The following is a 25,802-nucleotide window of genomic DNA, read 5'->3' on the forward strand; positions in this document are numbered from 1 at the left end:
CCTGTGCCCCCGCCCCCGCCGCCCGGGGCCGCCTTTCTCTTGTGCCCCGCCGCGCCCCGGGGGGGGGGGGGGGGGGGGGGGGGGGGGGGGGGGGGGGGGGGGCGGGCCCCCCCCCCCACCTCCGTGACCGGATGCCGGCCGGGAGTCCGGCCGGGATTCCGTCCGGATGGGGGCCGGCCGCGCGGATGCGGACCGGCCCCTGGGGCCTCGCGTGCGGATCCTGGCGGGCTCGCGTGCCCTGATCCGGACGAAAGTCCCTGGCCGCTACTTGTCCTCGTCCTCCATCTCCTCCGCGGAGCGGAGGTAGACGACGACGCCGACGCCGGGCTTGCGGCTCTCCTCGTCGCCGTCGAGCGGGTCTCCGTGGATGATGTCCTTCTGCATGATGTTCACCTCCTCTCCGGGGGTGGGGGCGGCTCGGCCTGATCGGGCGCGGAAGGCAGCCCGCCGCCGAGAAACTGGAGGGACCGCCGTATGACGGCCAGGTGCTCGGCTCCGTCGTAGCCGTCGTGGCCCGAGTCCAGCCACATCACCTCGTGGGGGACACCGCCCGCGCGCAGCACGGCCAGGTACGCCTCGATCTGCTCCGGCGGGCACTTGGCGTCCCGCCGCGCGGCGACGACCAGCAGCGGGGAGCGGATCGCGGCGGCGTACGAGGACGGGGAGGCGTGCGCGTAGGCGTCGGGCACCTCGTCCGGAGTGCCACCGAACAGCGAGGTGTCCAGCGCCTGGAGGGCGGGCGTGGAGTGGCGGAAGGCGGTGGCGCAGTCGGCGAGCGGCTTGACGGCCACCCCAACGTCCCACAGGTCGGGGCGGGTTCCCATGGCCAGCAGCGTCAGATAGCCGCCCCACGAGGTGCCGCACAGGCCCACGGCGCCGGCTCGGCCGATGCCCCGGTCCAGCAGGTCGGCGCGGGCCCGCACCAGGTCGGCGACCTGCGTGTGGCCGACGCCCTCGGACCAGGCGGAGCGCCAGCGTGGCCCGTAGCCGGTCGAGCCCCGGTAGTTGACGCGGGCCACGGCGTACCCCGAGCCGACGAGGGCCTGCACCATCGGGTCGTAGGCGTCGCGGTCGTGGTCGGCCGGGCCGCCGTGCACGAGCAGCACCAGCGGGTGCGGCGCGGGGCGGTCCGAGGGCATGGTGACGAAGGTGTGCACGGGCCCGTCGGGCCCCGGGGTCCACAGGTCCCGGCGGTGGCCGAACCGGGGGAGGCGCCACTCGCTCTGCCCCGGCAGCGACGCACCCGACAGGGACATCGCGCGGGGCACGTTCACCGCGTCGGTCCAGATGAGGTGCACGTCGCCGCCGGCGGCGGGCGCCGCGGCCAGGATGCTGCCCTCGGGGGTGGGCACCCGGGTCAGCTCACCGCGGTCCAAGTCGGCGGTGAACAGCCTGCTGCGGCCGTGCCGGTCCTGTCGCAGCAGGACCCGCGCACTCCCCGGGCCGGGGTACCAGCGGGCGGTCGTCTCGGTGTCGAAGGAGCACCAGGGCAGCAGTTCCAGTCCGCCGCCCGGGGTCCAGACCCCCAGGTGGTAGCGGCCGGCCCGTTCGCGCATGACCAGCAGCAGCGTGCAGCCGGACGTACCGCCGAGGCCGGAGGCCGACGCGGCAGCGGGAGCGAAACCGAGCGCCCAGGTGCGTTCCGCGGTGCCGGAGAGCACCGCGGCGGTGGCACCGTCCGGGGTCAGCAGCGTCACGGCTCGGGCGGAGTGCGCGGGCCCGGACACCGCCAGCAGTCCGCCGTCCGGCGCCAGATCGCACAGGGTGGCGGAGTCCGTCGTGCGCAGGACGGGGGTGCCCCTGCCGCCGCGCCGCCCCAGGTGCACGCTGAATCCCTCGGCGCCGCGGATCCCGACGGCCACCGTGCCGCGTTCCGTCAGCGCCAGCCCGGCGGGCCGCCCGGCCGGCACCCCGGCCAGCGCCGTACGGTCCGGGCCGCCGTCGAAGTCCTGGGTGCGCCAGGCGCCGCTGCCGCCGCGGTCCTCGTCGAACCACCACACGGCCTCGTCGCCGTCGATGTCGCACAGCAGCGTGCCGTGCGGACGGTCCGTCAACTGCCGTCCGCTGCCGCTGGACCGGTCCCAGGTGAAGATCTCGCACCGGCCGTCGGCGTCCCCCGTGTACACCATCCGGTCCGGGTTGCGGGGGCTGGTCACCGGCAGCACCGGGCGGTAGACGCCGTAGGTGCGGGTCGCTGTTCTCGGCGCGGGCGGTGTCACGGCGCCTCCCGGACGACGAGTGCGGACCTGGCCGTCGCGTACAGGGCCAGCCCGGCGAACGCGCCGGCGCAGCCCAGCGCCACCGAGCGGTCCCCGTACGCAGCCACCAGCACCCCGGCCAGCACCGGGGCGAGCACGGCGACGCCCTGTCCTGCGGTGCCCAGCACCGTGCCCATCCGGGCCAGCAGACGGTCGGGGGTCACCAGCACCGCCCGGGTCTGGAGCACGACCGCCACCGACGGCACGATCAGCGACACCCCGCTCAGCAGCAGCCCGTAGGCCCAGGTCTGGGAGGCGAAGCCGAGCCCGGCCGCCGTCGGCACCATGGCCCACGAGGCGCCCGTGACGATCCGGGGGGCCGGCACCCGCCGCACCAGCCACGGCGCGGCGAGCGCGCCCAGCAGCCCGCCGACGCCCGCGAGGGTGAGGATGAGACCGATCGAGGAAGGGCTCGCGCCCTCGGCGTGCGAGGCGAAGACCGCGTGGAAGTACAGCGCTCCCAGCAGGGCGTTGATCCCGGCCGTCCACACGACCACGAAGCGCAGGAACGGCTCCGCCCACACGAAGCGCAGGCCCTCGGCGAGCTCACGGGTGAAGGACGCCGCGGGCCCCTCCCGTTCGGGCGTCAGGTCCGCGCGGATCGCCCGGCTCAGCACGGCCACCAGCAGGAACGACACCGCGTCCGCGAGCAGCGGCACCCACCGCGCCATCTGGTAGAGCACACCGCCCAGCGTCGGCCCGACGATCTGCACCGCCTGCTCCCGCGCCTGGAGGTACCCAATCGCCCGGGGGTACTCCTCGGGAGGCACGAGCCGCCGGATCGTCCCGGAGGCGGCCGCCCCGTAGGTGGCGCTCGCCGCCTGCTCGACGACGGCCGCGACGAGGATGTGGACGAGGACGACATGGCCGAGTGCCACCGTCACGAACACCGTGCCCGTGGCGCCCGCGGCGACCAGGGCCGCCGTGTACATCATCGGCTTGCGCGGCAACCGGTCGGCGAACACGCCCGCGATCGGCGAGACGACGAGCCCGCTGACCAGGGCCACCGAGGCGACGAGGCCGGCGAGCCCGGACGAGTATCCGGCGCCCAGGAGGATCAGCGGAAGGAAGAGCGACGACGAACAGGTCCCGAGACCGTCGATGGCGCCCGCCGCCCAGAAGAGCGAGAAATCCCGTCTTCGGAAAGGAGAAGAAGGCGAGTCTTTCGACAATCGCTCGTCTTCTGCTAATTCAGGGCCGGAAGACGCGGATTTCCCCTCGACCTCGCCCATCAAGAATCCCGCTCGGGCAGTAATTCTGACGCTGACGCACCCACATCGCCCCCTGTAATGAGCGGACTTACGGTCGGTGAGGGTTGCGATCGTAGCGAAGGGATTCTCGTGGCACAATACCGTCCCTGGAATAGGATTTTCGATCAAGAAAGGCCCCGCAAATGCCCGGTGACAGGTGCCTGGTGCTGCCGTGCCGCATCGCCCGGCCGGAAATTCCGGAACGGGCGCGAGCGCGTGAGCGGCGGGCCGCGCTGCGGTCGCCCGCCGGCACGTCCCGGCGGGCACTGGCCGCTGCTCCCGCGGGTGATCGTGCCTGGCCGGATGCCCCTGGCCGCCGCCGCGCGGGGATCCGTACCCGCCCGCGGCGTCCACCGCGGGCGGGGCGCCCGCGCCTCACGGAGTAACGGAGTCCCCTTCCGTTTGCGCGGCGGGAACCCGGTCGGCACCGAGACGGAGCGGGTGGTGCACGGGCCGGGGTCGGTACGGGCCGGTGGGGTGCGGCTCGGCGTTGCCCAGGCGGCCCGCTCCCCGGACGCCTTCGCCGGCGGTGCGGGGCAGATGGATCGCGAGGACGGCGGTGTCGTCGTCGACACCGGAACCGAAGGTGGCGACGAGGCCGCGAACCGCGCTGATGACGCCGGACGCGGTGGTCGGGGCGAGAGCGCGGCCGAAGTCGAGCAGGGCGTCGTCGCCGCTGTAGCGGCTTTTCGCGGCAGTGTGGGCTTCGGTCAGCCCGTCGGTGTGCAGGAGCAGGGTGTCCCCGGGGGTCAGCTGGACCGTGGTGGTGGCGATGTCGGCGTCGGGGACGACCCCGATGAGCTGCCCGCCGGGGGTAGGTAGGAAGTCGGTCGAGCCGTCCGCGCCCAGCAGCAGCGCCGGCGGGTGCCCGCCGCCGGCCAGGGTGACATCGACGTCGCCCCGGGCCGGGCCGGGGGTCAGGAGACCGAAGACGACCGTGCAGAAGCGGGGTCGGCATCGTCGGAGTCCTGGTACAGAACCACGTTCAGGCTGCCGAGGACGGCGACCGGGCCGGGGTCGTACACAGCCGCGGCACGCAGGGCGTAGCGGGCAAGGGAGGTGAAGGCGGCGGCCGCCGCCCCCTTGCCGCACGCATCGCCCAGGAACAGGCCCCAGGTGTTGGCGGGCAGTGGGAAGAGGTCGTAGAAGTCGCCTGCGACCTCGTCGGCGGAGGCGATGTGGTGGTGGGCGGCCACCTCCAGGCCGGGCACGTCCGCCCCGGCCTGGGCGGCGAGCAGGCGGCCCTCGGCGATCATGGCAGGCTCCGGATCGACAGCGATCACCTCCCGCACAAGGGGAGCCAGCGGCAGCGTGAGAGCTCCGCTGCCCGCCCCCCAGATCCAGCACCCGCTGGGATCCGTCCAGAAAGAACCGCCGACGGAGGAAGGCGAGCAGACGGGGATCGTACGCGGGCCGGAACCTCGCGTAGTACGGCACCGTCGAAGCAAACAACCCACCAGATGAAGGCTTCACTCCTCTGCTTTCCCACCTCTGCGCTCGCCGGGAGGCCGATGGATGTCCGCTCACGGCCTTGGGACACAGACGGGACGCGACTGCACCACAGCGCTCGCCCTACTGGGCGTGGCCGAGGAGGAGGTCGAGCGCTGCCCCGAGGCGCCGGGCGGGCTGTTCACCGTGGAGGCCACACGCGCACAGGTCGACGCCTACCGCATCAGCGTCCATAACGCGCCCGGCACCCCCGACAAAGGGGTGAAGATCGCACACATTCTGAACATGGACCTCATTCCGACTGCCGAGCGCGGGCGTGGACCGACACAGCCCGGATGTGGCACGCGCTCGGCAACGGTCAGCAGGCGGATTCAACCGGTTGTTGCAACACCTTGTCCTCGGAGGTATTGATGGGCAGGCCAGCAGGGTGGATGGCGGCGTTGACCGGGCGGTCGCCGATGAAGTCACCGGGTGCGCCGGCGTTTCGGCGGTGGGTCATGACGTGGAGTCCGGAGCAGATCGCGAACCGGCTGAAGGTCGACTTCCCCGATGATGAGTCCATGCGGATCAGCCATCAGGCGATCTACCAAGCCCTGTTCATCGAGGGCCGTGGAGCGCTCAAGCGCGAGCTCGTCGCCTAGCTGCGCACCGGCAGGGGCCTTCGGGTGCCCCGAGCCCGGTCCAAACGCAAGGCGTGGGCCCACGTCACACCCGAGGTGTTGATCAGTCAACGGCCGGCCGAGGCCGACGACCGGGCCGTCCCGGGGCACTGGGAGGGCGATCTTCTGATCGGACTGGAGCGATCAGCGATCGGCACGCTGGTCGAGCGCACCACCCGCTTCACGGTGCTCGTCCACCTGCCCCGCGAGGACGGCTACGGCACGGTTGCCCGGACCAAGAACGGACCGCCGCTGACCGGCTACGGGGCGGTGACGATGAAGAACGCGCTGACGGCGACGGTCGGCACCCTGCCCGAGCAACTGTGGAGATCGCTGACCTAATCCGCGGCAAGGAGCTGTCGGCACACGCCCAGTTCACGATCAAGACCGGCATCCCGGTCTACTTCGCCAACCCGCACAGCCCCTGGCAACGCGGCACCAACGAGAACACGAACGGCCTGCTGCGCCAGTACTTCCCGAAGGGAACCGACCTTTCTCGATGGGCGGCTGAGGATGTCGAGGCGGTCGCTGCCACGCTCGACAGTCGGCCCCGGAAGAGCCTCGGCTGGAAGACACCCGCCGAAGCCCTCAACGACCATCTACTATCGATGAAATGAGGTGGTGTTGCATCCACTGGTTGAATCCGCTCTGCGAGCCGCGGTCCGCATGCACGAGGCAACCGGCCACCTGGCCGCGGCGGGCGACGGCGGACTCCAGCGCGGTCGCGGCGAGGCGGGACTCCATCCGGGCATTGATGGAGTAGCCCACGATGCGGCCCGAGTACACGTCCTTGACGGCACACAGATACAGCTTGCCCTCGCCGGTGGCGTGCTCGGTGATGTCCGTGAGCCATAACCGGTTCGGCCCGTCCGCGGTGAAGTCACGCCGCACCCGGTCATCGTGGACCGGTGGTCCGGCTTTGGCGTTCCTGTTCCGGCCTCTGCGTTTACCGAAGGCGCTCCACCAGCCGTTGTCCCGGCAGATCCGCCAGGCCGTCCGCTCCGCCATCGCCTCACCGGCGGCGCGGGCCTCGTCGAGAAGGAAGCGGTGACCGAACTCGGGATCGTCGCGGTGCGCGTCGAGCAGGGCGTCGGCCCGGTATGCCTCGGACAGTTCGGCGTCCGTGACCGGCCGGTCCAGCCACCGGTAGTAGGGCTGGCGGGCCAGCCCGGGCACCCGGCACGTCACCGCCACCGGCACCCGGTGAGGGGCAGCGGTGGCGGCCAGCTCGCGGACGAGCAGGTACATCATTTTGCCGGCAGGTTCGCCTGCGACAGATACGCCGCAGCCCTCCGCAGAACCTCGTTCTCCTGCTCCAGCAGCCGGATGCGCTTGCGGGCCTCGCGCAGCTCGGCCGACTCACCCGATGCCGTTGCGGGCCTGGCGCCCTCATCGGTATCGGCGCGGCGCAGCCACTTCGACAGCGTGATCGGGTGGACGCCGAAGTGTCAGCTGATCCGAAGACCGACCGCCATCGTCAGTTCAAGGACCCGGTGTGGCGATGCGAGATCCGGAAACAGCCCCCGCAGCTGCTGCATCCGGTAGCGGACCGTCTGGGGGTGGACGAACAGCGCCGCCGCCACCTCGTCCCGCCTGCCCTGGTGCAGCAGCCACTCCCGCAACGTGTCCTCCAGTCGCCGTGCGGTCGCGGCAGGCAGGGGCCGCAGGGGTGCGAGGGCTCGGGCGCGCAGGTCTGCGAAAGCGTCCGTGTCGGCGTTCAGTACCAGCTCGGGCAGGTGGTCCTCGGTGTCGCGGATATCGGGGTCGAGGGAGCGCGCGCGTGCGGCTCGTGCGTAGGAGGCGGACGCTCGAGTCCATGGCCGAGCCGGGCCGATCACTGCGGTACGGTCGGTGAGCTGCCGCAGGAGATGTGGTCGGTCGGCATCGGGGACGAGCAGCACACCGGTGCCGTCCGGCAGATCGTCGAGAACGAGGGTGCTCGGGTCGAGCGCGCGGTAGGCAGGCCGGGCCTGGGCGGCGGGCAGCAGGACCGCGGTCAGCGAAACCGGAGGCTGCCACCCGGCCCGTTGAGCAGAGGCCAGCAGCACGTCCGGGCTCGCGTCGGCAAGGAGGTCGCGGGCCAGGTGTTCCAGGTGGCGCTCGTGGACCCTGCCCCGGGCAGCCAGTTCGTCGGCGTGGCCCGCGGCGCTCGCGGCGGAGAGCTCGTCGATGTAGGCGAAGGTCAGTTCGGCGAACTTGGCGACCTCGGCGGCGGGCAGACCTGCGGGTACGGCACCGGCTGCCAGGCATCGCCAGGCCACGCGGGCGCCGACGCGGTAGGCGCTGAGCAGGGCGTCCATCGAACGGCCGTCGCGGACCTCGCCGCGGCCCAGCTCGTAGGCCGCGTCACCGCCGTGGCCGCCCGTGGTGTTCCCGCTCGCGAGGTCCAGGTAGTGCCCGAGGGCGGTTCGGACGGCGCGGCGGATGGTGGCGCCCATGTGGCCCGAGAGGGCGTTGGCGTAGGGAGGGACCTCGTCGATGATCGCCTGGACGACCTCGTCGGCGGTGGTCTTCAGCGCGGCCCGAAGTACGGTGACCGTCGTCTCATCCAGGGCCAGCTCACTGGCCCTTCGGGTTACATGGCTCACGTTTTTGTTCCCTGCGAACAATTCTGCCGATCAGATTCACGTCCTACGGTCAAGACCTTACGCCCTGAGGCGCATCAAGCTGGGGGCATGACGAGTGCAGCCCTCCGCAGTGGGGCGTGGAAACTGCTGGAGATGGTCACGACGCCGCTGCTGCCGTCGGACTACCTCGACCTGGTCAGCCCGCTGCGTGCGGGCGCTGACCTGCGCGGGCGCATCGAGGCCGTGCACCCCGAGACGGCTGACGCCGCGACTATCGTGATCAGGCCGGGAAGGGGCTGGCGCGGCCATACGGCCGGTCAGTACGTGCGGATCGGGGTCGACGTCGACGGGAGGCGCCTGTGGCGTGCCTACTCCATCACCTCGCCGACGAACCGCCAGGACGGCCGCGTCACGATCACCGTGAAGGCGATCCCGGACGGCAAGGTCAGCAACCACCTGGTCCGCAGGGCGAAACCGGGCACGCTGCTCCAGCTCGACCAGCCGACCGGTGACTTCGTACTGCCGCAGGCCAAGCCCGCCAAGGTGCTCTACCTGACGGCCGGCAGTGGCATCACGCCCGTGATGGGCATGCTGCGCGATATCGACTTCGACGACGTCGTCATGGTCCACTGCGCACCACAGCCGCAAGACGTGATCTTCCGCAACGAGCTGCACAACCTGGTCGCGGACAAGAAGCTGCAGCTTACCGAGGTGCACACCGACACGGATGGCAGGCTCGACATCGCCCGGCTCGACGAACTCGTGCCCGATTGGGCCGAGCGCGAGACCTGGGCGTGCGGGCCCGCGGGCCTGCTCGACGCCGCCGAAGAGCACTGGAGCGAGCGCGGTGTACCAGAGCGCCTGCACACCGAACGCTTCCGCCCCGGTCTAGTCGTCGCGGGCGACGGTGGCGAGGTCACGTTCAGCGCCAGCGGCAAGACCGTCGACGCGAATGGCGCCACACCGTTGCTGGACATCGGCGAGGAGGCCGGCGTGCTCATGCCCTCCGGCTGTCGCATGGGCATCTGCTTCGGCTGCGTCACACCGCTCAAGGCGGGCGCCGTCCGCGACCTGCGCACCGGCGAGATCACCGAGGCCGAGCCGGGCGTCCTCATCCAGACCTGTGTGTCCGCCGCGGCGGGCCCCTGCGACATCGAACGGTAGGAGCACCTTGACCGCCATCGACCCCACCGCCCACCTGACTGCGGAGCAGATCGAGGAGCTTGGCCGCGAGCTGGACGCGATCCGCGATGAGGTGATCGCCGGCCGCGGTGAGAAGGACGCCGCCTACATCCGTAAGGTCATCTCGGCGCAGCGCAAGCTCGAGCTGGTCAGCAGGGGCGTGCTGCTGTTCTCGTTCTTCCCGCCCGCGTGGCTGCTCGGCACCGCCGGGCTGTCCGTGGCGAAGATCATGGACAACATGGAGATCGGCCACAACATCCTGCACGGCCAGTGGGACTGGATGCGGGACCCGAAGATCCACTCCACCACCTGGGAATGGGATCACGTCTCGCCGGCCGACCAGTGGAAGCACTCGCACAACGAACTGCACCACACGTACACGAACGTGATCGGCAAGGACAACGACCTCGGCTACGGCATCATGCGCGTCGACGAGGACCAAAGGTGGCACCCGTTCCATCTCGGGCAGCCGTTGTGGAACTTCATCAACGCCTGCTTCTTCGAGTACGGCATCGCAGCGTACGACCTGGAGCTCGGCAAGAACCTGCACAAGAGCCGCCGCAAGAATCCGGAGTTCCGCGCGCGGGCCAAGGCCGTGGGCCGCAAGATCCGCAAGCAGGTGCTGAAGGACTACGTGATCCACCCGCTGCTGTCGGGCCCGTCGTTCCTCACCACGCTCGCCGCCACGTTCACCGCGAACCTGGTCCGCAACATCTGGTCCCACTCTGTAATCATGTGCGGGCACTTCCCCGAGGGCGTACAGGTCTTCGAGCGCCGGTCGATCAAGGGCGAGACGCGCGGCCAGTGGTACCTGCGCCAGATGATGGGCTCGGCGAACATCAGCGGCAGCAGGGCCCTGCACTTCATGACCGGCAACCTGTCGCACCAGATCGAGCACCACCTTTTCCCCGACCTGCCGAGCAACCGGTACGCCGAGGTCGCGGTGAAGGTGCGCGCGCTGTTCGAAAAGTACGAGCTGGAGTACGTCACCGGGCCGCTGCCCAAGCAGGTGTTCTCCGCGTGGCGCAAAGTCTTCCGGCTCTCGCTGCCGAACAAGAAGCCCAAAGTCAAGACTCCAGACATCGAGCAGGAGCTCGTCACGGCATGATTCCCGTGTTGCACCCCTCCGGTGGGTAAGCCCGAGCGGTCGTGGCCTCCGGGTCGGCCTGGGCGAGGCGCCCGACGAACTCGAGGTCGCCGTCGACCGGGGTGCCGGTGCGGGCGAGAGCAGCGAGGCTCGGGCGCGGCGCGGACGGGGACGGGCAGCAGGCCGACGGCGGCGGCGCGGTAGTCGCCGTTCTCGTCCAGGAGGTCTGGTGGTCGCACGCCCCGGCGGCTGGCACCAAGGACTTCCTTCGCGCCCCGGTTCCCCTGCCGGAATCGGCGGCCAGGGACGTCCTGGCCCGAGCATGAACGGGAACTCGTGAAGCGCGCTATCACCTCACACGGATGATCAGCGAGTTCACGGGTGTACTGGTCGCAGTCGGTGAGGCCGCATCCCGAGCCACGCCATCGGATGACACGGCTCGGCCAGACGAGTGATAGCAGCCGCCGCGGGCCGCTGCCGGACGGGCCGGTGTTCCAGGATCAGTGCCGCCGCCGTCTCCGGCAGCAGCTGCTCTCCACCGCGTCAGTGCCGTGTGATCGGATCGACCACGACTGTTCGAGGAGTCCCACGTCATGCGTTCACGCGTCATCGCCGTCACGGCCGCCGGGCTGGCGGCCACCGCGGCACTCGCGCAACCCGCCTACGCCGCCCCGCTCGTCGACGGGGTATACCGGTTCGCGGCTCTCACGGACGGCAAGTGTCTGGTCTGACCCAAGACACACGCGAGCATCGGCGTGGTGTCGCTGGGCGACTGCTCGGAGACCGCGTCCACCTCGGCGAACTGCCAGGTGCTGCGACGCCCCGACGGAATGATGGAGGTCTCCCCGTCAGGCTCGAACCCGCGCACTTGCCTGACGGTGACATCGCAGCACAGCGTGTCGGTCACCAGCTGCGGTGACAGGTACACCGAGTGGACCGTCTCCTACGGCTCCGACGGGCCCGGCAGCGTGGTGTGGGCCAACATCGAGCACACACCCGGAGACTTCTCCCCCTCATATGGAAAGATCGTGGACGATCCCGGCGTGACCGGCCGAATCGTGGTGAGGCAGGCCCCCATCGAACCGCACTACTGGACACTGCAGCCGGCCGGGTAAGAGTCGTCAGGCCGATCGCGGTCCCGGACGCCAGGTGCCCCTTGCCGCCTCGTGCTGTAGGCGCGCCCTCCTGGCCCTGGTCGATGCCGGGAGACCTGCTCGGCGAGCGCCAGCCTTCTCCTGCCGTACGCCGACGGCGGCCAGAGCCTGGCTCTCCCGCCTGGGCGGGACGACTGCGCGGTGGGCGGCGTCGCCCGGGCGGGAGCTGGTCGACACCTCGTACGGCGGAGGCCCGCACCTGTGGGGTGCGGGCCTCTTCTGCATACGTCGACCCGGGCCAAGGACCGCAACGATCTCGGTTCCCGTGGGTCAAGGTCAGGCGAGGGTGATGTTTTCCGCCTGGGGGCCCTTCTGACCCTGGGTGACGTCGAACGTCACCATCTGGCCCTCCTGGAGCTCACGGAAGCCCGTCGAGTTGATCGCCGAGTAGTGGGCGAAGACGTCTGGGCCGCCGCCGTCCTGGGCGATGAAGCCGAAGCCCTTCTCCGCGTTGAACCACTTCACAGTTCCCGTAGCCATGTCTCATGCCTTCCAGTCGATGAACGCCACCCACACGGTGTCGGAGGCGGAGGTGATCGCCCTGGTTCCTGCGGCACAGCACAGCAAAAAAGCCCACGCCGGAGGCATGGGCAAAGGGAAGATCCGAACCACGACAGCTAACGGGGACGGTACACGGTCACACTCACTGTCACCACAGGAAACGCCTCATGCCTCACACCCTGCCATGTGTGCGCGGGGTTGACCGGTGTCTGGCGGGCGCGTAGGTCTCAGACCGCGGCCGGCGGCTTTGGCGATTCGGCGGCGCGACGGTAACGGAACGTCACTACCGAGAAGGGATCGGGCAGGGGTGGCCAACAGCTCAGCAGCCAGCGCCCCGGCCAACTCAGCGCACCTGAGAGCAAACAGCGGCGAGCTCCACTCGGTGGCCATCAAGCCTGCATGACGCCCCATCAGAAATGATGCCGTCCGTGCGTCAAACGTGCGTCGAATACGCGTCAAGATATCGCACCTAGCGCACGTAACGCCCGTAACGCACACTCGGAGAAACGCCAGGTCAGCGGCCCTTCCCAGCAGGCTCAAGGATCGCGACGCACTCGACGTGGTGGGTCATCGGAAAGACGTCGACTCTCAACGGGCAGGATTCGAAAGTGAGCCCTACTCAGGCAGAGTCAGACTCACCTTGCGCTCACCCGATCGGGGCCAGGCTTTTGCCCTGCCGCGCGCAGGCAGTCACTCGGCGTGCCCTTGGCAGCGCCTCCGATGGAATGACGTCCCGTGCCACCACGGCCCGCCGCAACGGCACTTCCTGGGGAGAATCTGGGGAGTGTCGACGGTCCTGGGGAGCGCGTGGGGAGAATCGACCGGGTAACGCAGCACGATCCGGAAAGACGCTGCAAGACTTATCCGCCCAGGTCAGGGGTGGTCACAGCCGCATCGATGCAGGTCAGCTCCACCCGGTAGACACCTTCATGACGATATCTTGCCGATCTCGCACATCGAGCCCGCACCCGTGCCAAGCGCGGAGGGTACTCCGACGTGAATTGGGCAACGTTCCCGACCGGCCTTCCCTCCAGGCCACGCGGGCGCCGAAGCTGTCCTCCCTGCCCCCGTTACTGGAAGCTGAGCCGGTGAGAGTGGAAGGGATCTGCAGGGCAGGTGTGGATCCGCAGATAACCACGCCCCAGGTACACGCCAGTGGGGGTGATGACGTGCCGGAACAGGTCGGGGCGGAGGTCCTCCCGTGGGGCCCAGCTCTCCGATGCGGGGTCCCATTCGACGTAGTGCGCGGTCAGGAGCGGTGGCATGGGGGTGCCGCAGACGGTGCAGTCGATCGGGCGGGGGTCGGTGAGGTGCCAGGTGGCGAAGCCGCCGACCTTCCAGCCAGGTACGAGGGATAGATCGCTGGAGTACTCGGTGGGAAAGTCCGCCTCCGCTTCCTCTTCGTCCTCGTCGAGGAGCTCTTCCTCCCACGCTGCGATGGACTCTTGAAGGTCTTCGGGAAGCAGGCCGAGGTATTCGTGCTCGGTGATCTGCTCGGGGTGGAGTTCGCAGGACTGGGGCACGCACTCGGGTGAGCCGACCACGAGCGGCTCGGGCTGTTCGCCGAGGATGGTTCCGATGTCGTCGCTGCGGCGCCACTTCAGGACGACGTCGACGCTCTGGTCGGGGCCGTGTGCTTCGAAGGGGCACCAGAAGACCTGGAGGAGGTCGTGTCCCTCGGGTCCCGTGAGGTCGGGGATGTCGCGTGCCCATAGCTGGGCGACGGCCAGCATGGGGATGGGGTCCGCGTCGCCGATCGGGAGGTCGTGCGGACCGGCCTGGAAGGTGGCGAGGAGTGCGATCTCCCCGTCGGTCTTCTTCCGTCCCTCCGAGGCGGCGTGGATGCGGCGCGCATGGCGGACGTCGGTCAGCAGGTGGCCGGTCGCCTTGGGGTGGACGGCGGTGCACACCGGCCAGGGTTCGTCGGCCGGCCAGAGCATGGGGCCGGCGACGGAGCTGTCGTGCGCCTTCGGGTCGTCGGGGCGGGGGTGCAGTCGCGTCGCCGTACGCCGGTAGTCGGCGAGGGCGGGAAACAGCGCTTCGACGTCATAGGGACGGGGAGGCGTGGTGCGGGTCATGCGGTTCTCCGGAACGGTTCGTCGGGGGCGCTAGACGCCGGTTCGGACGTAGGCGGCGGGGTTCTCCAGAATGTAGGTGAAGGTGAACCCCTTGCTTCCATACGCCGTGAAGTGGATTTCGTGCGGAATCGGGCTGTTGCCCGCGTACTTGGGGACGACGTTGTACTGGACGATCTCGTCGTTGTTCTTCACCTGGTCGTAGATCACCGCCTCCACCTGGACGCGCTGCTCGGGCGTGTTGGTGGGGGTCTGGGTCTCGGTCACCAGGTTCTGATGGGCGAATCTCCCCTTCCCGTGGCCGCCGAGACGGTTGGCGTAGGGGTGGCCGCGGGCCTCGTTGAAGGCGATGCCGTCTCCGCGCCATCCCGGGGTACGGAGCGTTCCCGCCTCGGTTCCGGTGTTGAGCATCTCGGGCCGGATCTGGGCGTAGACGCCGGCGGGGCCGCGCAGGCCATCACCGGCCACCGCGACCACCACGCGACCGGCTGCCCGGGGAACCTGTACTCCCGGGTCATCAGCGGCGAGGTCAACCCCGGCGGCGGCCCGCTGCCCTATCCGGGCGTCGCCTTCCGGCAGTCCCCGGTCACCGTCCACGCGAGCGTGGCGACATGGCAGTACCGCATGAACAGCGCGCACGGTTACAACCTCACTGTGGACGGACAGTACGGCCCGGGCTCCGACGCGGCCTGCCGCAGCTTCCAGTCGAGCAGGGCCCTGACAGTGGACGGCGTCGTCGGACCCGCCACATGGGGGGCGACGTTCGCCTAGGGCCGTGTTCTAGGAAGCGCGGGTGGCCAGCCACTTGGTGAGGTCGCCCGCGATGCGGTTGTTGCTGGACTCGACGGTCACGTCGTGTTCGCGGCGGGTGGTGTCGCGGCGGACGACTTCGTATCCGCCTTCGTCCAGGACGGTGACGGAGGCGAACCAGCCGGGGTCGTCCTGATCGGGCTGGATCACGACGAACGTGTTGTCCGAGTCGTTCAGATCACCGATCAACATGAACAGCGCGTCCTCGGACGGGTCGTCGACGTGGTCGCCGCTCTCGCTGTCGGCGCAGTAGTACCTGGCGGCCACCGGAACCCTCCCTGAAGGTGTGCCGGTCCATGCCGTGGTCAGCATGACACGGCCGTTTCGGCGGGCTGCTGGTTCACAGCCGCTGGTGGACCGCCGCGATGTGGACGGCGGGGTCTGTCCACCATCCGGGGACAGGCCCCCACCTCCCACGTGATCAGCCCGGCCGCATCGGCCCGAGTCTGCAGCAAGGTGGGAATCCGGGCCCACACCCCCTCGCGCCGCCACCGGCGAAAGAGCCCGTAAACCGTCTGCCAAAGCCCGTACTCGCCCGGCAGATCACGCCACGGAACACCCGTCTGAACCCGCCACCGCACTCCGAGGTCGGGGCGTGCTGGCCTGGCGGCTTGACTGGTGGGTGATCAACGGGCCGTGCGCCGGTTGGGCACGCGTGCGGTGCTGGTCCGGCGTCGGGCCGGTCTGCGGGAGTGAGTCCCGTGCGTTCACGCGAAGGCGGGTCACAGGCCCAGGTGGCGTAGCGCCACCGCGACGTGGCCCCGCAGGGAGCGGTCCCAGCCCTGAACGACTCCGGAGACCGCGACCGCATCGGCCTGTACGAGGATGGTCAGTGCCACTTCGGGCAGAGCCGCCGCCTGTCGGCGGGCCAGGGCGATCGCGGCCGTGACCCGTACCGCCTTGTCGGGTGAGGCAAGGCACGTCGTCAGGGCTTCGAGTTCGTCGGAGCCGGGGTGTCCGGGCAGGTGGGCGAGTGCGAGGTTCGCCGACGCCCGTGCGTCGGTGGTGTCGCACGGCACAGCGGCGAGCGCGCCCGACAGCTCGGGCAGCGGGGAGAACCAGACCAGCAACGCTGCCGCGAGGGTCACCACGGCGGGGTCGGGGTCGCGCAGCCACCCCAGGAAGGAGGCCGTATGACGCTCGGCCGCACGGTATGCCTCGGCGGCCCAGCGCAGGGCCACGGCGTCGGCCACGTCGGCGACGGCATTGATGTCCGGGTCCTCCTCCTCGAAGAGAACCCGGAGCACCTCGTCCTCGTCCGCCGGGCGCACCCGGTCGGCCTCGGCGAAGGCCCGCGTGGGTTCGAAGGGCAGTTCGCCGTCTCCCAGGTTGCCGATGGCGACGGCGTGCAGTACGTGGAGGACGGTGTCCCGGTCGGGCGTCGAGGGAGTGTCGACGAGGGCGACGAGCGGAGCCACCACATGCGCGCTGGCGGGCCACCGGGTGCCCTGGTGGCAGACGCTGTCGGCAAGGGCCGACATGGCCGCACGGCGTACGGCCGGATCGGAGGCGGACAGTGCCGCCAGATGTCCCGGGACGTCCACCGACCGGCCGTAGGCGTGGTACAGGCCGGCCCAGTCGGTCGACGATGGGATGCTCACGGACCGGAGCCTAACAACTTGGCACCCGGTGGCACCGGGTCGGCCGTGACATGACGACAGTCGCGCGGGTTGAGTGGATTGTGACGTCCTTCTGCGCCCGTGCGGTCATGTCCCACCCCGCCTTCTGTGGCGTTGACCGTGCACATCGGCGGCTCCCTGATCGGCGGAGTGAGCCGGCTGCCCGTACACGTCCACGGCGTGCCCGGCGGGTGAGCCGCGACGGCGCCGCGGGTCCCGGTGGGGTTACGGCGCCGTCATGAGGTGGACGGGGTCAGCGGAGCCAGGGGGGCGCTGGACGAGGGGGAGGTTCTGCCAGGCCTTGCCGAGGCCGAAGTAGCGGCCGGCGCTGGTGGCAGCGATGACGACGGCGGCGATGCGGGTGCCGATGCCAAGGAGGAGGGCGAGGCCGATGCCGAGGAGGCCGAGCATGAAGAGGGTGTCCAGCCACCAGGCGCCGGCCACGGAGTCGAAGACGTGGGCGAAGGGGCCCTTGGTCCCGTGGAGGAGGAACCCTTCGGTCGGCGAGCCTCCGTTGACGACGGCTCCGGCGCTCTCGGTGGAGAAGCCGAGGCCGAACATCTTGTCCAGGAAGGGCCAGAGGAAGCTCCAGCCGAGCACGATCCGCAGGGTCGCGAGGGAGCCGCGGGCGGCCCTGCCGGGAACGGCCCGGCCGGTCGTGCCGCCGGTTTCCGGGCGGGTCGTGCCGGGGGTCTTGTCCCGCAGGGAGGTCGCCGCTGCACTCACCTTCTTCGCTCTTCGTCGTGTCGTCTTCGCACGACGGGATACCTTGTGAATACATTCACAAGGTATCCCGTCGCTCACTTCCCTTCCGGCCGACGAAGGTCCCCGGCCCCGGGGCCTCCGGCCCTGGTGGAGGCGCCCCGGGGACGAGGACGGCGACAGGGAAGGGGTCAGTAGAGGCCCTCGGGGGCCGAGCTGGTGGTCTGGAGGGGGCGGACGTTGGCGACGCCGTCGGAGGGCCAGTGTCCGCTGCGATGGCGGAGCGCCTGGTCGCGTTCCAGGATGTTGGGGAGGAAGAGGTCCTCGTGGAGGACGGTCAGCCGGACCTGGCCGACCGTGCCGGGGGCGACCGGGGCGGCGGGGTCGTCCTTGTCCACCACCGCCATGGTGACCTCCGGGTAGTTCGGAACGTAGCTGATGAGTTCGCCGTCCCGCTCGACGTCCAGGCAGGCCGCGTTGCCGAAGGTGTTGCCGTACGTCAGTCCGCAGATCCCGCCCTCCAGGGCGGCGATGAAGGTCCGGTACATGTCGCCGCTGATCTGGGTGCCGCTCAGGCGTACGCCGTCGAGGGCGGCGACCAGTTCTGGCCGGCGCTGGCGGAGGGCCTGGAAGAGAGCAGGGGTGGTGTTGAGGTAGTGGACCCGGCCCTGCCGGAGCACGTCGGTGATCTGCTCCAGCAGGTGGGTGGTGTAGTCGCCGACCTCGGCCAGCCGTCCGGCCCGGATGAGGCGCTTGACCCACCGCGGGTCCATGTCCACTGCGTACACCTGGCCGGCGTGGAGTTCCGAGACCTCCCGGACGCCGTTGCCGATCAGGTGCGGTCCGGTGGGAGTGGCCTGGAGCCAGGCGCGGCCCGGCGCGAAGCCCTCCCGTACGAAGGACCAGCGGCGCCAGATCGCCCGGTGCAGCAGCATGTCCGGGGTGTAGAACACCCGGCAGGGGGTGCCGGTGGTGCCGCCGCTGTCCCAGACCCGCCCGGCGAGCGGCCGGGGCACGGCCAGCGGGACGAGGTCCACCGGATCCTCCTCGCGGAGGCGGTCGAGCGGGAACGGGCCGAAGGCCGTGAGCTCGTCGTAGCGGGTGATGTCGCGCGGGTCGAAGTCCAGTTGGGCGGCGCGGCCCAGCCAGTAGGGGCTGCCGGCCACCGGGTCGAAGTGCCGCCGGACCACGGTACGGGTCCACGCGTCGAGGTCGGTGTCCAGCCGGCGCGCGACGTAGGCGTCCGGGTCGACGGGGGTGCCGGGGTCGGCGCGGGTGGCGGCGGCGGTCATGACAGCGCCGTGGCGCCGGTGAGGTCGATGCCAAGGTCGTAGGCGGTGGTCAGGGCCTGCTCGATGTGCTCCGGCTGCTCGATGTGCACCACCGGGAAGGGGAACGCGAGGATGCCTTCGGGGATCGAGGGGCCCATCACGAGGCCGAGCCGTACGCCCTGCTCCTTCATGCCGTCGTAGACGTCGACCAGGCTGATCGGGTCCGTGGAGTTGCGCTGGAAGAGATCCCGGACGTCGTCCGCGGAGCGCAGGACCTTGGGTTCCAGGCAGGACAGCAGGGGGATTTCGGGGTCGGTGAAGCGGATCGCGTCGATGCGCGGGGCCATGAACTCGCGGTAGGGGCGGCGCAGCGGGGTGTGGACGGCGATGGTGCGCCCGGGGAGCGGGACGACCGTGCCCGGGGGGACCTCGGCGGCGAGGGCGCCGAGGGCGTCGGCCCGGCCGGCGAGCATCATGATGCGCTGGGTGCCGTCGACGGTGGGGCCGAAGTCGCCCGCCAGGTAGACGCCGGGGACGTTCTCGCCGGGGTGGGCGGGGGCTCCTTCGGCGAGGGAGCCGAAGGCGATGGCTATGCCCTGCTGCGGGGCGTCGGCGGGCGGTTCGGGGGTGTCGCGTGAGCCCGCCAGCATCTCGAAGAGTTCGCGCCGTCCCAGCGATCCGGCGAGGCAGCTGGCGGTCATCGCGCCGAGGCTGAGGCCGCCGATGGCCGCGGGGCGCAGGCCGAACGACGCGAGGACGTCGTGGACGCCGATCGCGAGGGCGGCCTCGCGGACGGTGCCGACGCTCTGGCGCTCCTCCTGGGGGGTCGGCAGGTCCTCCTCCAGGATCTGTCCGACCGTGAGTCCCGTCCAGGCGGAGACCTGCTCGTACCAGCTTTGCACGACCGGGTAGGTCCGGTAGAGCTCCAGGCCGTGCGGTTCGGTCCCGACGCCGCCACCGAACAGGTACCCCAAACTCATGACAGCTCCCGTGAATTGTGTGAAAGGAGGGAACAATGCGGCCCCACCGTAGTGCAGCCGAACTTCCGCTGCCAGCAGCCTGCCGCAGAATCCGACCTTCGGCAGGAAGATCGGACAGCCGCCTCGTGGCGCGATATCGATACGCTATTCCGGTCTGGGAAAATACGTCGGGCGCGTACCGCCGGAGGGTGCTTGCGGACCTTCGGAAGAGCATTTGGGAGGTTGACCGGGGGGCGGTCCGTCCGTACGCGCTTTCCTACGTCTCAAGAAATTCCGGGAGGACGCGGGGTGGCCAGGTCCCGACGCTCAGGACGCCGAGGGAGTGCGCCCGGGAGACCAGAGCGGCCCGGTTCGCGACCTGGAAATGACGGAGCATCAAACCGATGCGGTATTCGACACCTTGTCGGCTCAGATAAAGCGATGCCGCGAGCCGGACGGTCGAGGTGCCGATCGCGACGCCTTCGAGGATGCGGACGTCCAGGGCGGCCAGTCGCCCGATGCCCGCGCGGTCGGGGGACCCCCCGGCCGCCGGCCCCCGGCCCCCCGGTCCGGCGTCGTGCGCGCGCCCGGACCGCGCCGCCGGCCCGGACCGGGGCTGGGCGTCGCTTGCGGTGGACAACGGCGTCATCCTCGGCACCCCCTGTTCCTGCTGTTCCTGCTGTTCCTGCTGCCCTCGGCCTCAGGCCCGCAGCGCGGCGGCGAAGTGCTCGCGCAGCGTGCCGATCACGTCGCCCGGACGGCTGCTCAGGTAGAAGTGGCCGCCGGGGAAGACCTTGAGGTCGAAGGCGGCCGTGGTGCGGGCGTGCCAGGCGGCGGCTTCGGGCAGCGGCGTCCAGGGGTCCTGGTCCCCCGTCAGGGCGGTGACCGGGCAGGTGACGGCGGAGCCGTGGTCGGCCCGGTAGGCCTGGAGCGCCCGGTAGTCACCGCGCAGCGCGGGCAGCACCATGCCCAGCAGCTCCTCGTCCTCCAGGAGGCGGGCGTCGGTGCCGCTCATGGCCCTGACCTCGGCGATGATGCCGTCGTCGTCGAGCGGGTGGGACGGTTCCGGGCCGTCGGCGGCGGGGCCCGGGCGGCCGGAGACGAAGAGGTGGTCGACGCGGCCGCCCGCCCGCTCGATGCGCCGGGCCACCTCGAAGGCGACGAGCGCGCCCATGCTGTGCCCGAAGAGGGTGAGGGGGAGGTCGTCCCAGCGGGTCAGTGCCCGGGCCACCTCGTCGGCCATCAGGTGCAGGTCCTCGGCGGCGCGCTCGCCCCGGCGGTCCTGCCGTCCGGGGTACTGCACGGCCAGCAGGTCGACCGTGTCGCGCAGTTCGGCGGAGACCGGGAAATAGAAACTCGCCGAGCCGCCGGCATGCGGAAAGCAGACCAGCCGCCGGGTGGCCGTCGGCGAGGGGTGGAAGCGACGGCACCACAGATCGCTGTCCAGAGAGAGGGAAGTCATGTCGGTCTTTCTTTCCTTTCGGCGAAATCCGCTCGGTTCCGGTGGGCGGGGTGTGGTGATCGTGCGGAACGTCATCCATACCGACCGGTAGGCGCTATTGGGCGCGCCGTGATCGGTCGGTCACGTGCCGTGCATATCCCACCCTGCCATGCCACTTGTAAAGTCAGCAAGGGCGCACCGCACAGACCGACCAGTTCACAGGTCGCGTTCAATTCCGGCTATTTCCGCGGCGAATGGCGGGATCGTTGCGGTGCGGGGCAGCCCTGTGGGATTTACTGGGCGCCGACTCAGCAGCAACGGTCCGGCCGGGCCGCGCGCCGCGGATCCGGCCGAGGAGGCGAGGAACACCTCATGGCAAGGCTGTACGCCGTCAGCGACCTCCACGTGGCCCATCCGGAGAACAGGGCGATCGTCGAGGGACTGTTCCCCGTCGACGAGGAGGACTGGCTGCTGCTGGCAGGGGACGTGGGCGAGCTGGCCGCGGACGTGGAGTGGGTGCTGCGGCTGCTGGCCGACCGGTTCTCGACGGTGGTGTGGGTGCCGGGCAACCACGAGCTGTGGACCCATCCGTCGGATCCGGTGCGGCTGCGCGGCGAGTACCGGTACCGGTACCTGGTGGACCTGTGCCGGAGCCTGGGCATCCGTACGCCCGAGGACCCGTACCCGGTCTGGACCGGGCCGGGTGGGCCGGTGACGATCGCGCCGCTGTTCCTGCTGTACGACTACAGCTTCCTGCCGCCCGGGGTGGCGGACGCGGGCGCCGCGCTGGCACTGGCCGAGACCGCCGGGGTGGTGTGCAGCGACGAGTTCCTGCTGCACCCGGACCCGTACCCGACCCGGGCCGACTGGTGCCGGGCGCGGGTCACCGCCACCGAGGCGCGCCTGGCCGCCTGCGACCCCGCTCTACCGACGCTGCTGGTGAACCACTTCCCGCTGATCAGGAAGCCGACGGAGGTGCTGCGGCACCAGGAGTTCGCGCTGTGGTGCGGGACCGCGGCGAGCGCGGACTGGCCGGTGCGCTACCGGGCGTCGGCCGTGGTCTACGGGCACCTGCACATTCCGCGGACCATCCACGCGGACGGGGTCCGGCACCAGGAGGTGTCCCTCGGCTACCCGCGCGAGTGGCAGCACTGGGGCAAGCCGGACCCGCTGCTGCGCGAGGTCTTCCCCGCCGGGGGACGGCCGTGACGGACCCGCGCCTGGGAGCGGTCGGGCGGGCGGCCGTGACGGGCGGCCGCCGGTGATCGAGGACCTGTTGTCGGCGTCGGTCGAGGTGGCGGAATCACTGGGGGACCTTCCGGGGTCGGAGCTGTTCCCGGAGGAGGAACTGCTGGTGGCGCACGCGGTGGAGAAGCGCCGACGGGAGTTCACCACGGGCCGGCGGTGCGCCCGGCAGGCGCTGGCCCGGCTGGGGCTGCCCCGGACGCCGCTGCTGGCCGGTCCGCGCGGGGAGCCGCTGTGGCCCGACGGGGTGGTCGGGGCGATCAGCCACTGCGACGGGTACCGGGCGGCCGCGGTGGCCCGCCGCAGCGACCTGCTGGCCCTCGGGATGGATGCGGAGCCGGACGGTCCGCTGCCGGACGGGGTGCTCGACGCCGTGACCGTCGCCGGGGAGCGGGCCGCGCTGGAGAACTGCCGGCGGGTGGCGTCGGGGGCGTCCTGGGACCGGGTGCTGTTCAGCGCCAAGGAGTCCGTATACAAGGCATGGTTCCCCCTGACGGGGCGGCCGCTGGACTTCCTCGACGCGTTCGTGCGGCTGGACCCCGTACGGGGCGTGTTCTCCGCCGCGTTGACCGTGCCCGCCCACCGGGTCGCGGACGGCCCGTCGATCAGCGGCTTCACCGGGCGCTGGGCCGTGGTGGGCGGTCTGGTGCTCACCACGGTGATGGTTGCCAACAGCGCAAACCCGGCGCGCCGACAGGACGTGAGGCTCTAGGGATGTGTCTAGACATGGCGGGATCGCGTTGACCCGTACATGATCACACAAGACGCTGGAGGCAGTCTTGCCCACCGGTCGTACGACACAGAGGAATCCCCCTTGAACTTCCTGTTGCTGGGCCCGCTTTCCGTCCGGCTGAACGCGCGTGAGGTGCACGTGTCGGCGCCGAGGCAGCGCGTGGTCATGGCAGCGCTCCTCCTCAACGCCAACCGGGTGATCTCGGTGGACCGGATCGCCGAGTACGTCTGGGACGGTGCTCCGCCGCCGAGCTCCGCCGCGACCGTCCGCACCTACGTGATGCGGCTGCGCCAGTCGCTCGGCGAGCACGCCTCCGCCCGGATCCTCACCCGGGCGCCCGGCTACCTCCTCGAACTCGGCGAGCACGAGAGCGATCTGGGCCAGTTCACGGCCCACCGCCGGCGCGCGGCCGAGTTGTCCGAGCGCGGGGACCTGGAAGGGTCCTCCGCCGAACTGGCCGCGGCGCTCGCCCTGTGGCGCGAGGAGCCGCTGGCCGACATCCCCTCCCGGACGCTGCGCGACGTCGAGGGGCGCTACCTGCAAGAGCTGCGCTTACAGACCATGGAGCTGCGCTTCGACGCGGAACTGGCGTTGCTGCGACACGCCGAGCTGGTGCCCGAACTGGTGCGGATCGTCCGCAAGCACCCCCTGCGCGAGGCCCTGGTGGGCAAGCTGATGCTGGCGCTGTTCCGTTCGGGACGGCAGTCGGAGGCCCTGGACCTCTACCGGCGCACCCGGGTGCTGCTCGTCGAACAGCTCGGCGCCGAGCCGGGCGCCGATCTGCGCGAGATCCAGCGGCACATCCTCTCCGCCCACGACCGCCCCCGTACACCGGGCCCCGCGGAGCCGTCCGCCGCACCGGGCTCGGACACCGTCTGGGAGCGGGCGGGCCGGCCGCGGCCGGCGCAGCTGCCCTCGGTGCCGCCGCTGCTGTCGGCGCACGCGGGCGCGATGGCCCGGCTGGAGCACTTCCTCACCACCCGCGCGCAGCCCGCGGGCACGGTGGCGACCGCGGTGGTGACCGGCCGCGGCGGCGTCGGCAAGAGCGCGCTGGCCCTGCACACCGCCCATGCCGTGCGCGAGTCCTCGGTGGACGGCCAGCTGTACGCCGACCTCGGCGCGGGCACCCCGCCGCTGACCGCGCACGCGGTGCTGCCCCGGTTCCTCGCGGACCTCGGAGTCCCCCGGGACGAGATACCCGAGGAGGCCTCCGAACGGGAGAGCCTGTACCGCTCGCTGACCTCGGGTCGCCGGCTGCTGGTCGTCCTCGACAACGCGTCCTCGACCGCGCAGATACGGCCGCTGATACCGGGCAGCGGGGGGAGCAGGCTGCTGGTGACCAGCCGGCGGCGGCTGGCCGACCTGGAGGGCGCGCACACCCTCCTCCTCCCCCCGCTGGACGAGGCCGGATCCCTGGAACTGCTGGGGAGCATCGTGGGACCGGCCAGGGTCGGCGCCGAACAGCGGGCGGCCCGTACGGTGCTGGCGGTGTGCGCGGGCCTGCCGCTGGCCATCCGGATCGCGGGGACCAGGCTGCTGGAGCGCCCGCACTGGAGCATCGGGCACTTCGCGCGGCGGCTGACGGAGGCCCCGCGGCTGCTGGACGAGCTGTGCGCGGGCGACCTCGGGGTCCGCCCCTGCCTCGACGCCGACCACGCCGGGCTCCGACGGCCGGCGCCGGCCGGTGTCGATCCGGCCGAGGTGTTCACCGCGCTGGGGGCCGCCGGGGACTGCTCCGTGTCCGGCACCCGGGTCGCGGTGCTGTTCGGCTGCTCCGAGGCCCAGGCCGAGGAGGCCCTCGACGCGCTGGTCGAGGCCAACCTGCTGGGCGCCCCGCACGCGGGCCGCTACCGGCTGGACCCGCTGCTGAGGGCGTACGCCGGCGAGCACGCGCAGGCGGTGCACGACCGCCCGTTCATGCGCGCCGGGTGACCTTCCCGGCACGCGCACCGACCCGTACGCAGCACCCCGCGCGCTGCACCCCGTACGCACCGCCCTGTCGGCACCGACCCGTAACCAGCACCCCGTACCCAGCACCCGCACGCATCGCCGCGGCCACGGACGTCCCGTCGGCCGCTCCCGTCCGAGAGGAACCCCTGCGCCATGGCCCACCAGACGGCTGCGACCCCCGACCTGCTCGCCTACGTCCGGGACGTCTCCCTCCGCGACGACGATCTGCTCAGGGAGCTGCGGGAGACCACCGCGGACCTGCCGGGCGGGGCCGCCATGCAGGTGATGGCGGAGGAGGGCCAGCTGCTCGCCCTGCTGGTCGGGCTGACGGGGGCGCGGGCAGTGCTGGAGATCGGGACCTTCACCGGCTACAGCACCCTGTGCATGGCCCGCGCGCTCCCGGCCGACGGGGTGCTGGTGTCCTGCGACATCGAGGAGCGGTGGCCGTCCGTCGGCGCCGACTTCTGGAAGCGGGACGGGGTCGACGGGCGGATCGACCTGCGGATCGGCGACGCGGCCGGGACCCTGGACGCCCTGCTGGCGGAGCGCGGGCCGGAGAGCTTCGACCTGGTGTTCATCGACGCGGACAAGGCCAACTACGTCCGCTACTACGAGTCCTCGCTCGCGCTGGTCCGCACCGGCGGTCTGATCGTGGTCGACAACACCCTCTTCTTCGGCCGGGTCGCCGACCCGGCCGCCGTGGATCCCGACACCGAGGGGGTCAGGGCGCTGAACCGGTTGCTGTGCCGGGATCCACGGGTGGAGCTGTCGATGCTGGTGATGGCGGACGGGATCACGCTCGCCCGCAAGCGCTGAGGGCGGCGGGCCGGGGCCCGGGAGCGCGGTGGCCGCCGGGGCGGTCTCCACGAAGTCTTACCTCCGCTTCAACC

25 protein-coding genes and 3 pseudogenes are annotated in these 25,802 nt (G+C 71.1%); 11 read left to right on the forward strand and 17 right to left on the reverse strand.

Going from position 1 to position 25,802, the window contains the following annotated elements:
* Positions 1-389: 389 nt before the first annotated feature.
* The 3 genes and pseudogenes from ACFW22_RS32010 to ACFW22_RS32020 all read right to left on the reverse strand — a co-directional run.
* Positions 390-2,219 (reverse strand): prolyl oligopeptidase family serine peptidase, encoded by a 1,830-nt coding sequence (locus ACFW22_RS32010; RefSeq protein ID WP_386411492.1) that lies wholly within the window; start codon positions 2,217-2,219, stop codon positions 390-392.
* Positions 2,216-3,430 (reverse strand): MFS transporter, encoded by a 1,215-nt coding sequence (locus ACFW22_RS32015; protein ID WP_386411494.1) that lies wholly within the window; start codon positions 3,428-3,430, stop codon positions 2,216-2,218. Before ACFW22_RS32015 ends, ACFW22_RS32010 begins: the two co-directional genes overlap by 4 nt.
* A 597-nt stretch (positions 3,431-4,027) precedes the next feature.
* Positions 4,028-4,722 (reverse strand): annotated as a pseudogene (locus ACFW22_RS32020) (PP2C family protein-serine/threonine phosphatase); the annotation flags it as partial.
* Positions 4,723-5,089: 367 nt separating this feature from the next.
* On the opposite strand from ACFW22_RS32020, the gene ACFW22_RS32025 reads away from it, so the two are divergent.
* Positions 5,090-5,368, forward strand: a complete 279-nt coding sequence (locus ACFW22_RS32025) for a hypothetical protein (RefSeq protein WP_386411496.1) — start codon at positions 5,090-5,092, stop codon at positions 5,366-5,368.
* On the opposite strand, the gene ACFW22_RS32030 is transcribed toward ACFW22_RS32025, so the two are convergent.
* On the reverse strand, positions 5,316-5,456 hold the full coding sequence (locus ACFW22_RS32030) for a hypothetical protein (RefSeq protein WP_386411538.1): 141 nt from the start codon (positions 5,454-5,456) through the stop codon (positions 5,316-5,318). The two genes, ACFW22_RS32025 and ACFW22_RS32030, sit on opposite strands and share 53 nt — an antisense overlap.
* Between ACFW22_RS32030 and ACFW22_RS32035 the strand changes: the two are divergent.
* Positions 5,443-6,233: pseudogene (locus tag ACFW22_RS32035) on the forward strand (IS30 family transposase); the annotation flags it as partial. The gene ACFW22_RS32030 and the pseudogene ACFW22_RS32035 overlap by 14 nt on opposite strands.
* A 31-nt stretch (positions 6,234-6,264) precedes the next feature.
* On the opposite strand, the pseudogene ACFW22_RS32040 reads toward ACFW22_RS32035, so the two are convergent.
* Positions 6,265-7,061, reverse strand: a pseudogene (locus ACFW22_RS32040) (IS3 family transposase); the annotation flags it as partial.
* Between the two features lie 3 nt (positions 7,062-7,064).
* A complete protein-coding gene (locus ACFW22_RS32045; RefSeq protein WP_386411498.1) occupies positions 7,065-8,204 on the reverse strand; it encodes a helix-turn-helix domain-containing protein in 1,140 nt (379 codons plus the stop codon).
* 87 nt (positions 8,205-8,291) lie between these two features.
* Here ACFW22_RS32045 and ACFW22_RS32050 point away from each other — a divergent pair, with 87 nt between their 5' ends.
* The 4 genes from ACFW22_RS32050 (at position 8,292) to ACFW22_RS32065 (ending at position 11,567) form a co-directional block, all read left to right on the forward strand.
* Positions 8,292-9,347 (forward strand): ferredoxin reductase, encoded by a 1,056-nt coding sequence (locus tag ACFW22_RS32050; RefSeq protein WP_386411500.1) that lies wholly within the window; start codon positions 8,292-8,294, stop codon positions 9,345-9,347.
* A gap of 7 nt (positions 9,348-9,354) precedes the next feature.
* Positions 9,355-10,473, forward strand: a complete 1,119-nt coding sequence (locus ACFW22_RS32055; RefSeq protein WP_386411502.1) for a fatty acid desaturase family protein — start codon at positions 9,355-9,357, stop codon at positions 10,471-10,473.
* Between the two features lie 572 nt (positions 10,474-11,045).
* Entirely contained in the window at positions 11,046-11,183 is a 138-nt protein-coding gene (locus ACFW22_RS32060; RefSeq protein WP_386411504.1) for a hypothetical protein, read from the forward strand.
* A 27-nt stretch (positions 11,184-11,210) separates the two neighbouring features.
* Positions 11,211-11,567, forward strand: a complete 357-nt coding sequence (locus ACFW22_RS32065) for a hypothetical protein (RefSeq protein WP_386411506.1) — start codon at positions 11,211-11,213, stop codon at positions 11,565-11,567.
* Between the two features lie 315 nt (positions 11,568-11,882).
* Here the strand turns inward: ACFW22_RS32065 and ACFW22_RS32070 are convergent, their stop codons facing one another.
* From ACFW22_RS32070 to ACFW22_RS32080, 3 genes are all read right to left on the reverse strand, one after another.
* Positions 11,883-12,086 (reverse strand): cold-shock protein, encoded by a 204-nt coding sequence (locus ACFW22_RS32070; protein WP_329201883.1) that lies wholly within the window; start codon positions 12,084-12,086, stop codon positions 11,883-11,885.
* Between the two features lie 1,091 nt (positions 12,087-13,177).
* The gene (locus ACFW22_RS32075) at positions 13,178-14,185 is read right to left on the reverse strand and encodes a hypothetical protein (RefSeq protein WP_386411508.1); all 1,008 of its coding nucleotides are present in this window, start codon (positions 14,183-14,185) and stop codon (positions 13,178-13,180) included.
* 30 nt (positions 14,186-14,215) lie between these two features.
* Positions 14,216-14,779: a DNA/RNA non-specific endonuclease gene (locus ACFW22_RS32080; RefSeq protein WP_386411510.1), complete on the reverse strand. Its 564-nt coding sequence runs from the start codon at positions 14,777-14,779 to the stop codon at positions 14,216-14,218.
* Positions 14,780-14,785: 6 nt separating this feature from the next.
* Here ACFW22_RS32080 and ACFW22_RS32085 point away from each other — a divergent pair, with 6 nt between their 5' ends.
* Positions 14,786-14,953, forward strand: a complete 168-nt coding sequence (locus ACFW22_RS32085; protein WP_386411512.1) for a peptidoglycan-binding protein — start codon at positions 14,786-14,788, stop codon at positions 14,951-14,953.
* Positions 14,954-14,962: 9 nt separating this feature from the next.
* On the opposite strand, the gene ACFW22_RS32090 is transcribed toward ACFW22_RS32085, so the two are convergent.
* The 8 genes from ACFW22_RS32090 to ACFW22_RS32125 form a co-directional block, all read right to left on the reverse strand.
* Positions 14,963-15,259: a hypothetical protein gene (locus tag ACFW22_RS32090; RefSeq protein ID WP_386411514.1), complete on the reverse strand. Its 297-nt coding sequence runs from the start codon at positions 15,257-15,259 to the stop codon at positions 14,963-14,965.
* Positions 15,260-15,297: 38 nt separating this feature from the next.
* A complete protein-coding gene (locus tag ACFW22_RS32095; protein ID WP_386411516.1) occupies positions 15,298-15,573 on the reverse strand; it encodes a transposase in 276 nt (91 codons plus the stop codon).
* 141 nt (positions 15,574-15,714) lie between these two features.
* Complete coding sequence (locus tag ACFW22_RS32100; RefSeq protein WP_386411518.1) at positions 15,715-16,593, reverse strand: hypothetical protein; 879 nt, start codon at positions 16,591-16,593, stop codon at positions 15,715-15,717.
* Between the two features lie 243 nt (positions 16,594-16,836).
* Positions 16,837-17,337, reverse strand: coding sequence for a DoxX family membrane protein (locus tag ACFW22_RS32105; RefSeq protein ID WP_386411520.1), 501 nt, complete (start codon positions 17,335-17,337; stop codon positions 16,837-16,839).
* A 167-nt stretch (positions 17,338-17,504) separates the two neighbouring features.
* Entirely contained in the window at positions 17,505-18,605 is a 1,101-nt protein-coding gene (locus ACFW22_RS32110; RefSeq protein ID WP_386411522.1) for an arylcarboxylate reductase, read from the reverse strand.
* Positions 18,602-19,564, reverse strand: a complete 963-nt coding sequence (locus tag ACFW22_RS32115; protein WP_386411524.1) for an ACP S-malonyltransferase — start codon at positions 19,562-19,564, stop codon at positions 18,602-18,604. Before ACFW22_RS32115 ends, ACFW22_RS32110 begins: the two co-directional genes overlap by 4 nt.
* 256 nt (positions 19,565-19,820) lie before the next feature.
* Entirely contained in the window at positions 19,821-20,192 is a 372-nt protein-coding gene (locus ACFW22_RS32120) for a LuxR family transcriptional regulator (RefSeq protein ID WP_386411526.1), read from the reverse strand.
* Positions 20,193-20,243: 51 nt separating this feature from the next.
* Positions 20,244-21,005, reverse strand: coding sequence for a thioesterase II family protein (locus tag ACFW22_RS32125; protein ID WP_386411528.1), 762 nt, complete (start codon positions 21,003-21,005; stop codon positions 20,244-20,246).
* Positions 21,006-21,356: 351 nt separating this feature from the next.
* Between ACFW22_RS32125 and ACFW22_RS32130 the strand changes: the two genes are divergently transcribed.
* From ACFW22_RS32130 to ACFW22_RS32145, 4 genes are all read left to right on the forward strand, one after another.
* A complete protein-coding gene (locus ACFW22_RS32130; protein WP_386411530.1) occupies positions 21,357-22,193 on the forward strand; it encodes a metallophosphoesterase family protein in 837 nt (278 codons plus the stop codon).
* 52 nt (positions 22,194-22,245) lie between these two features.
* Positions 22,246-22,941 (forward strand): 4'-phosphopantetheinyl transferase, encoded by a 696-nt coding sequence (locus ACFW22_RS32135; protein WP_386411532.1) that lies wholly within the window; start codon positions 22,246-22,248, stop codon positions 22,939-22,941.
* 102 nt (positions 22,942-23,043) lie between these two features.
* Positions 23,044-24,894, forward strand: coding sequence for a BTAD domain-containing putative transcriptional regulator (locus ACFW22_RS32140; protein WP_386411534.1), 1,851 nt, complete (start codon positions 23,044-23,046; stop codon positions 24,892-24,894).
* 171 nt (positions 24,895-25,065) lie between these two features.
* Positions 25,066-25,728: an O-methyltransferase gene (locus ACFW22_RS32145; protein ID WP_386411536.1), complete on the forward strand. Its 663-nt coding sequence runs from the start codon at positions 25,066-25,068 to the stop codon at positions 25,726-25,728.
* Positions 25,729-25,802 lie beyond the last annotated feature (74 nt).

Source organism: Streptomyces sp. NPDC058872 (assembly GCF_042743065.1).
Lineage (GTDB): Bacteria > Actinomycetota > Actinomycetes > Streptomycetales > Streptomycetaceae > Streptomyces.

Coding starts and splice junctions, on each gene's coding strand:
- ACFW22_RS32145 (WP_386411536.1), top strand. CDS start 25,066: ATGGCCCACCAGACGGCTGCGACCCCCGACCTGCTCGCCTACGTCCGG.
- ACFW22_RS32075 (WP_386411508.1), bottom strand. CDS start 14,185: ATGACCCGCACCACGCCTCCCCGTCCCTATGACGTCGAAGCGCTGTTT.
- ACFW22_RS32030 (WP_386411538.1), bottom strand. CDS start 5,456: ATGACCCACCGCCGAAACGCCGGCGCACCCGGTGACTTCATCGGCGAC.
- ACFW22_RS32115 (WP_386411524.1), bottom strand. CDS start 19,564: ATGAGTTTGGGGTACCTGTTCGGTGGCGGCGTCGGGACCGAACCGCAC.
- ACFW22_RS32060 (WP_386411504.1), top strand. CDS start 11,046: ATGCGTTCACGCGTCATCGCCGTCACGGCCGCCGGGCTGGCGGCCACC.
- ACFW22_RS32050 (WP_386411500.1), top strand. CDS start 8,292: ATGACGAGTGCAGCCCTCCGCAGTGGGGCGTGGAAACTGCTGGAGATG.
- ACFW22_RS32070 (WP_329201883.1), bottom strand. CDS start 12,086: ATGGCTACGGGAACTGTGAAGTGGTTCAACGCGGAGAAGGGCTTCGGC.
- ACFW22_RS32125 (WP_386411528.1), bottom strand. CDS start 21,005: ATGACTTCCCTCTCTCTGGACAGCGATCTGTGGTGCCGTCGCTTCCAC.
- ACFW22_RS32120 (WP_386411526.1), bottom strand. CDS start 20,192: ATGACGCCGTTGTCCACCGCAAGCGACGCCCAGCCCCGGTCCGGGCCG.
- ACFW22_RS32130 (WP_386411530.1), top strand. CDS start 21,357: ATGGCAAGGCTGTACGCCGTCAGCGACCTCCACGTGGCCCATCCGGAG.
- ACFW22_RS32110 (WP_386411522.1), bottom strand. CDS start 18,605: ATGACCGCCGCCGCCACCCGCGCCGACCCCGGCACCCCCGTCGACCCG.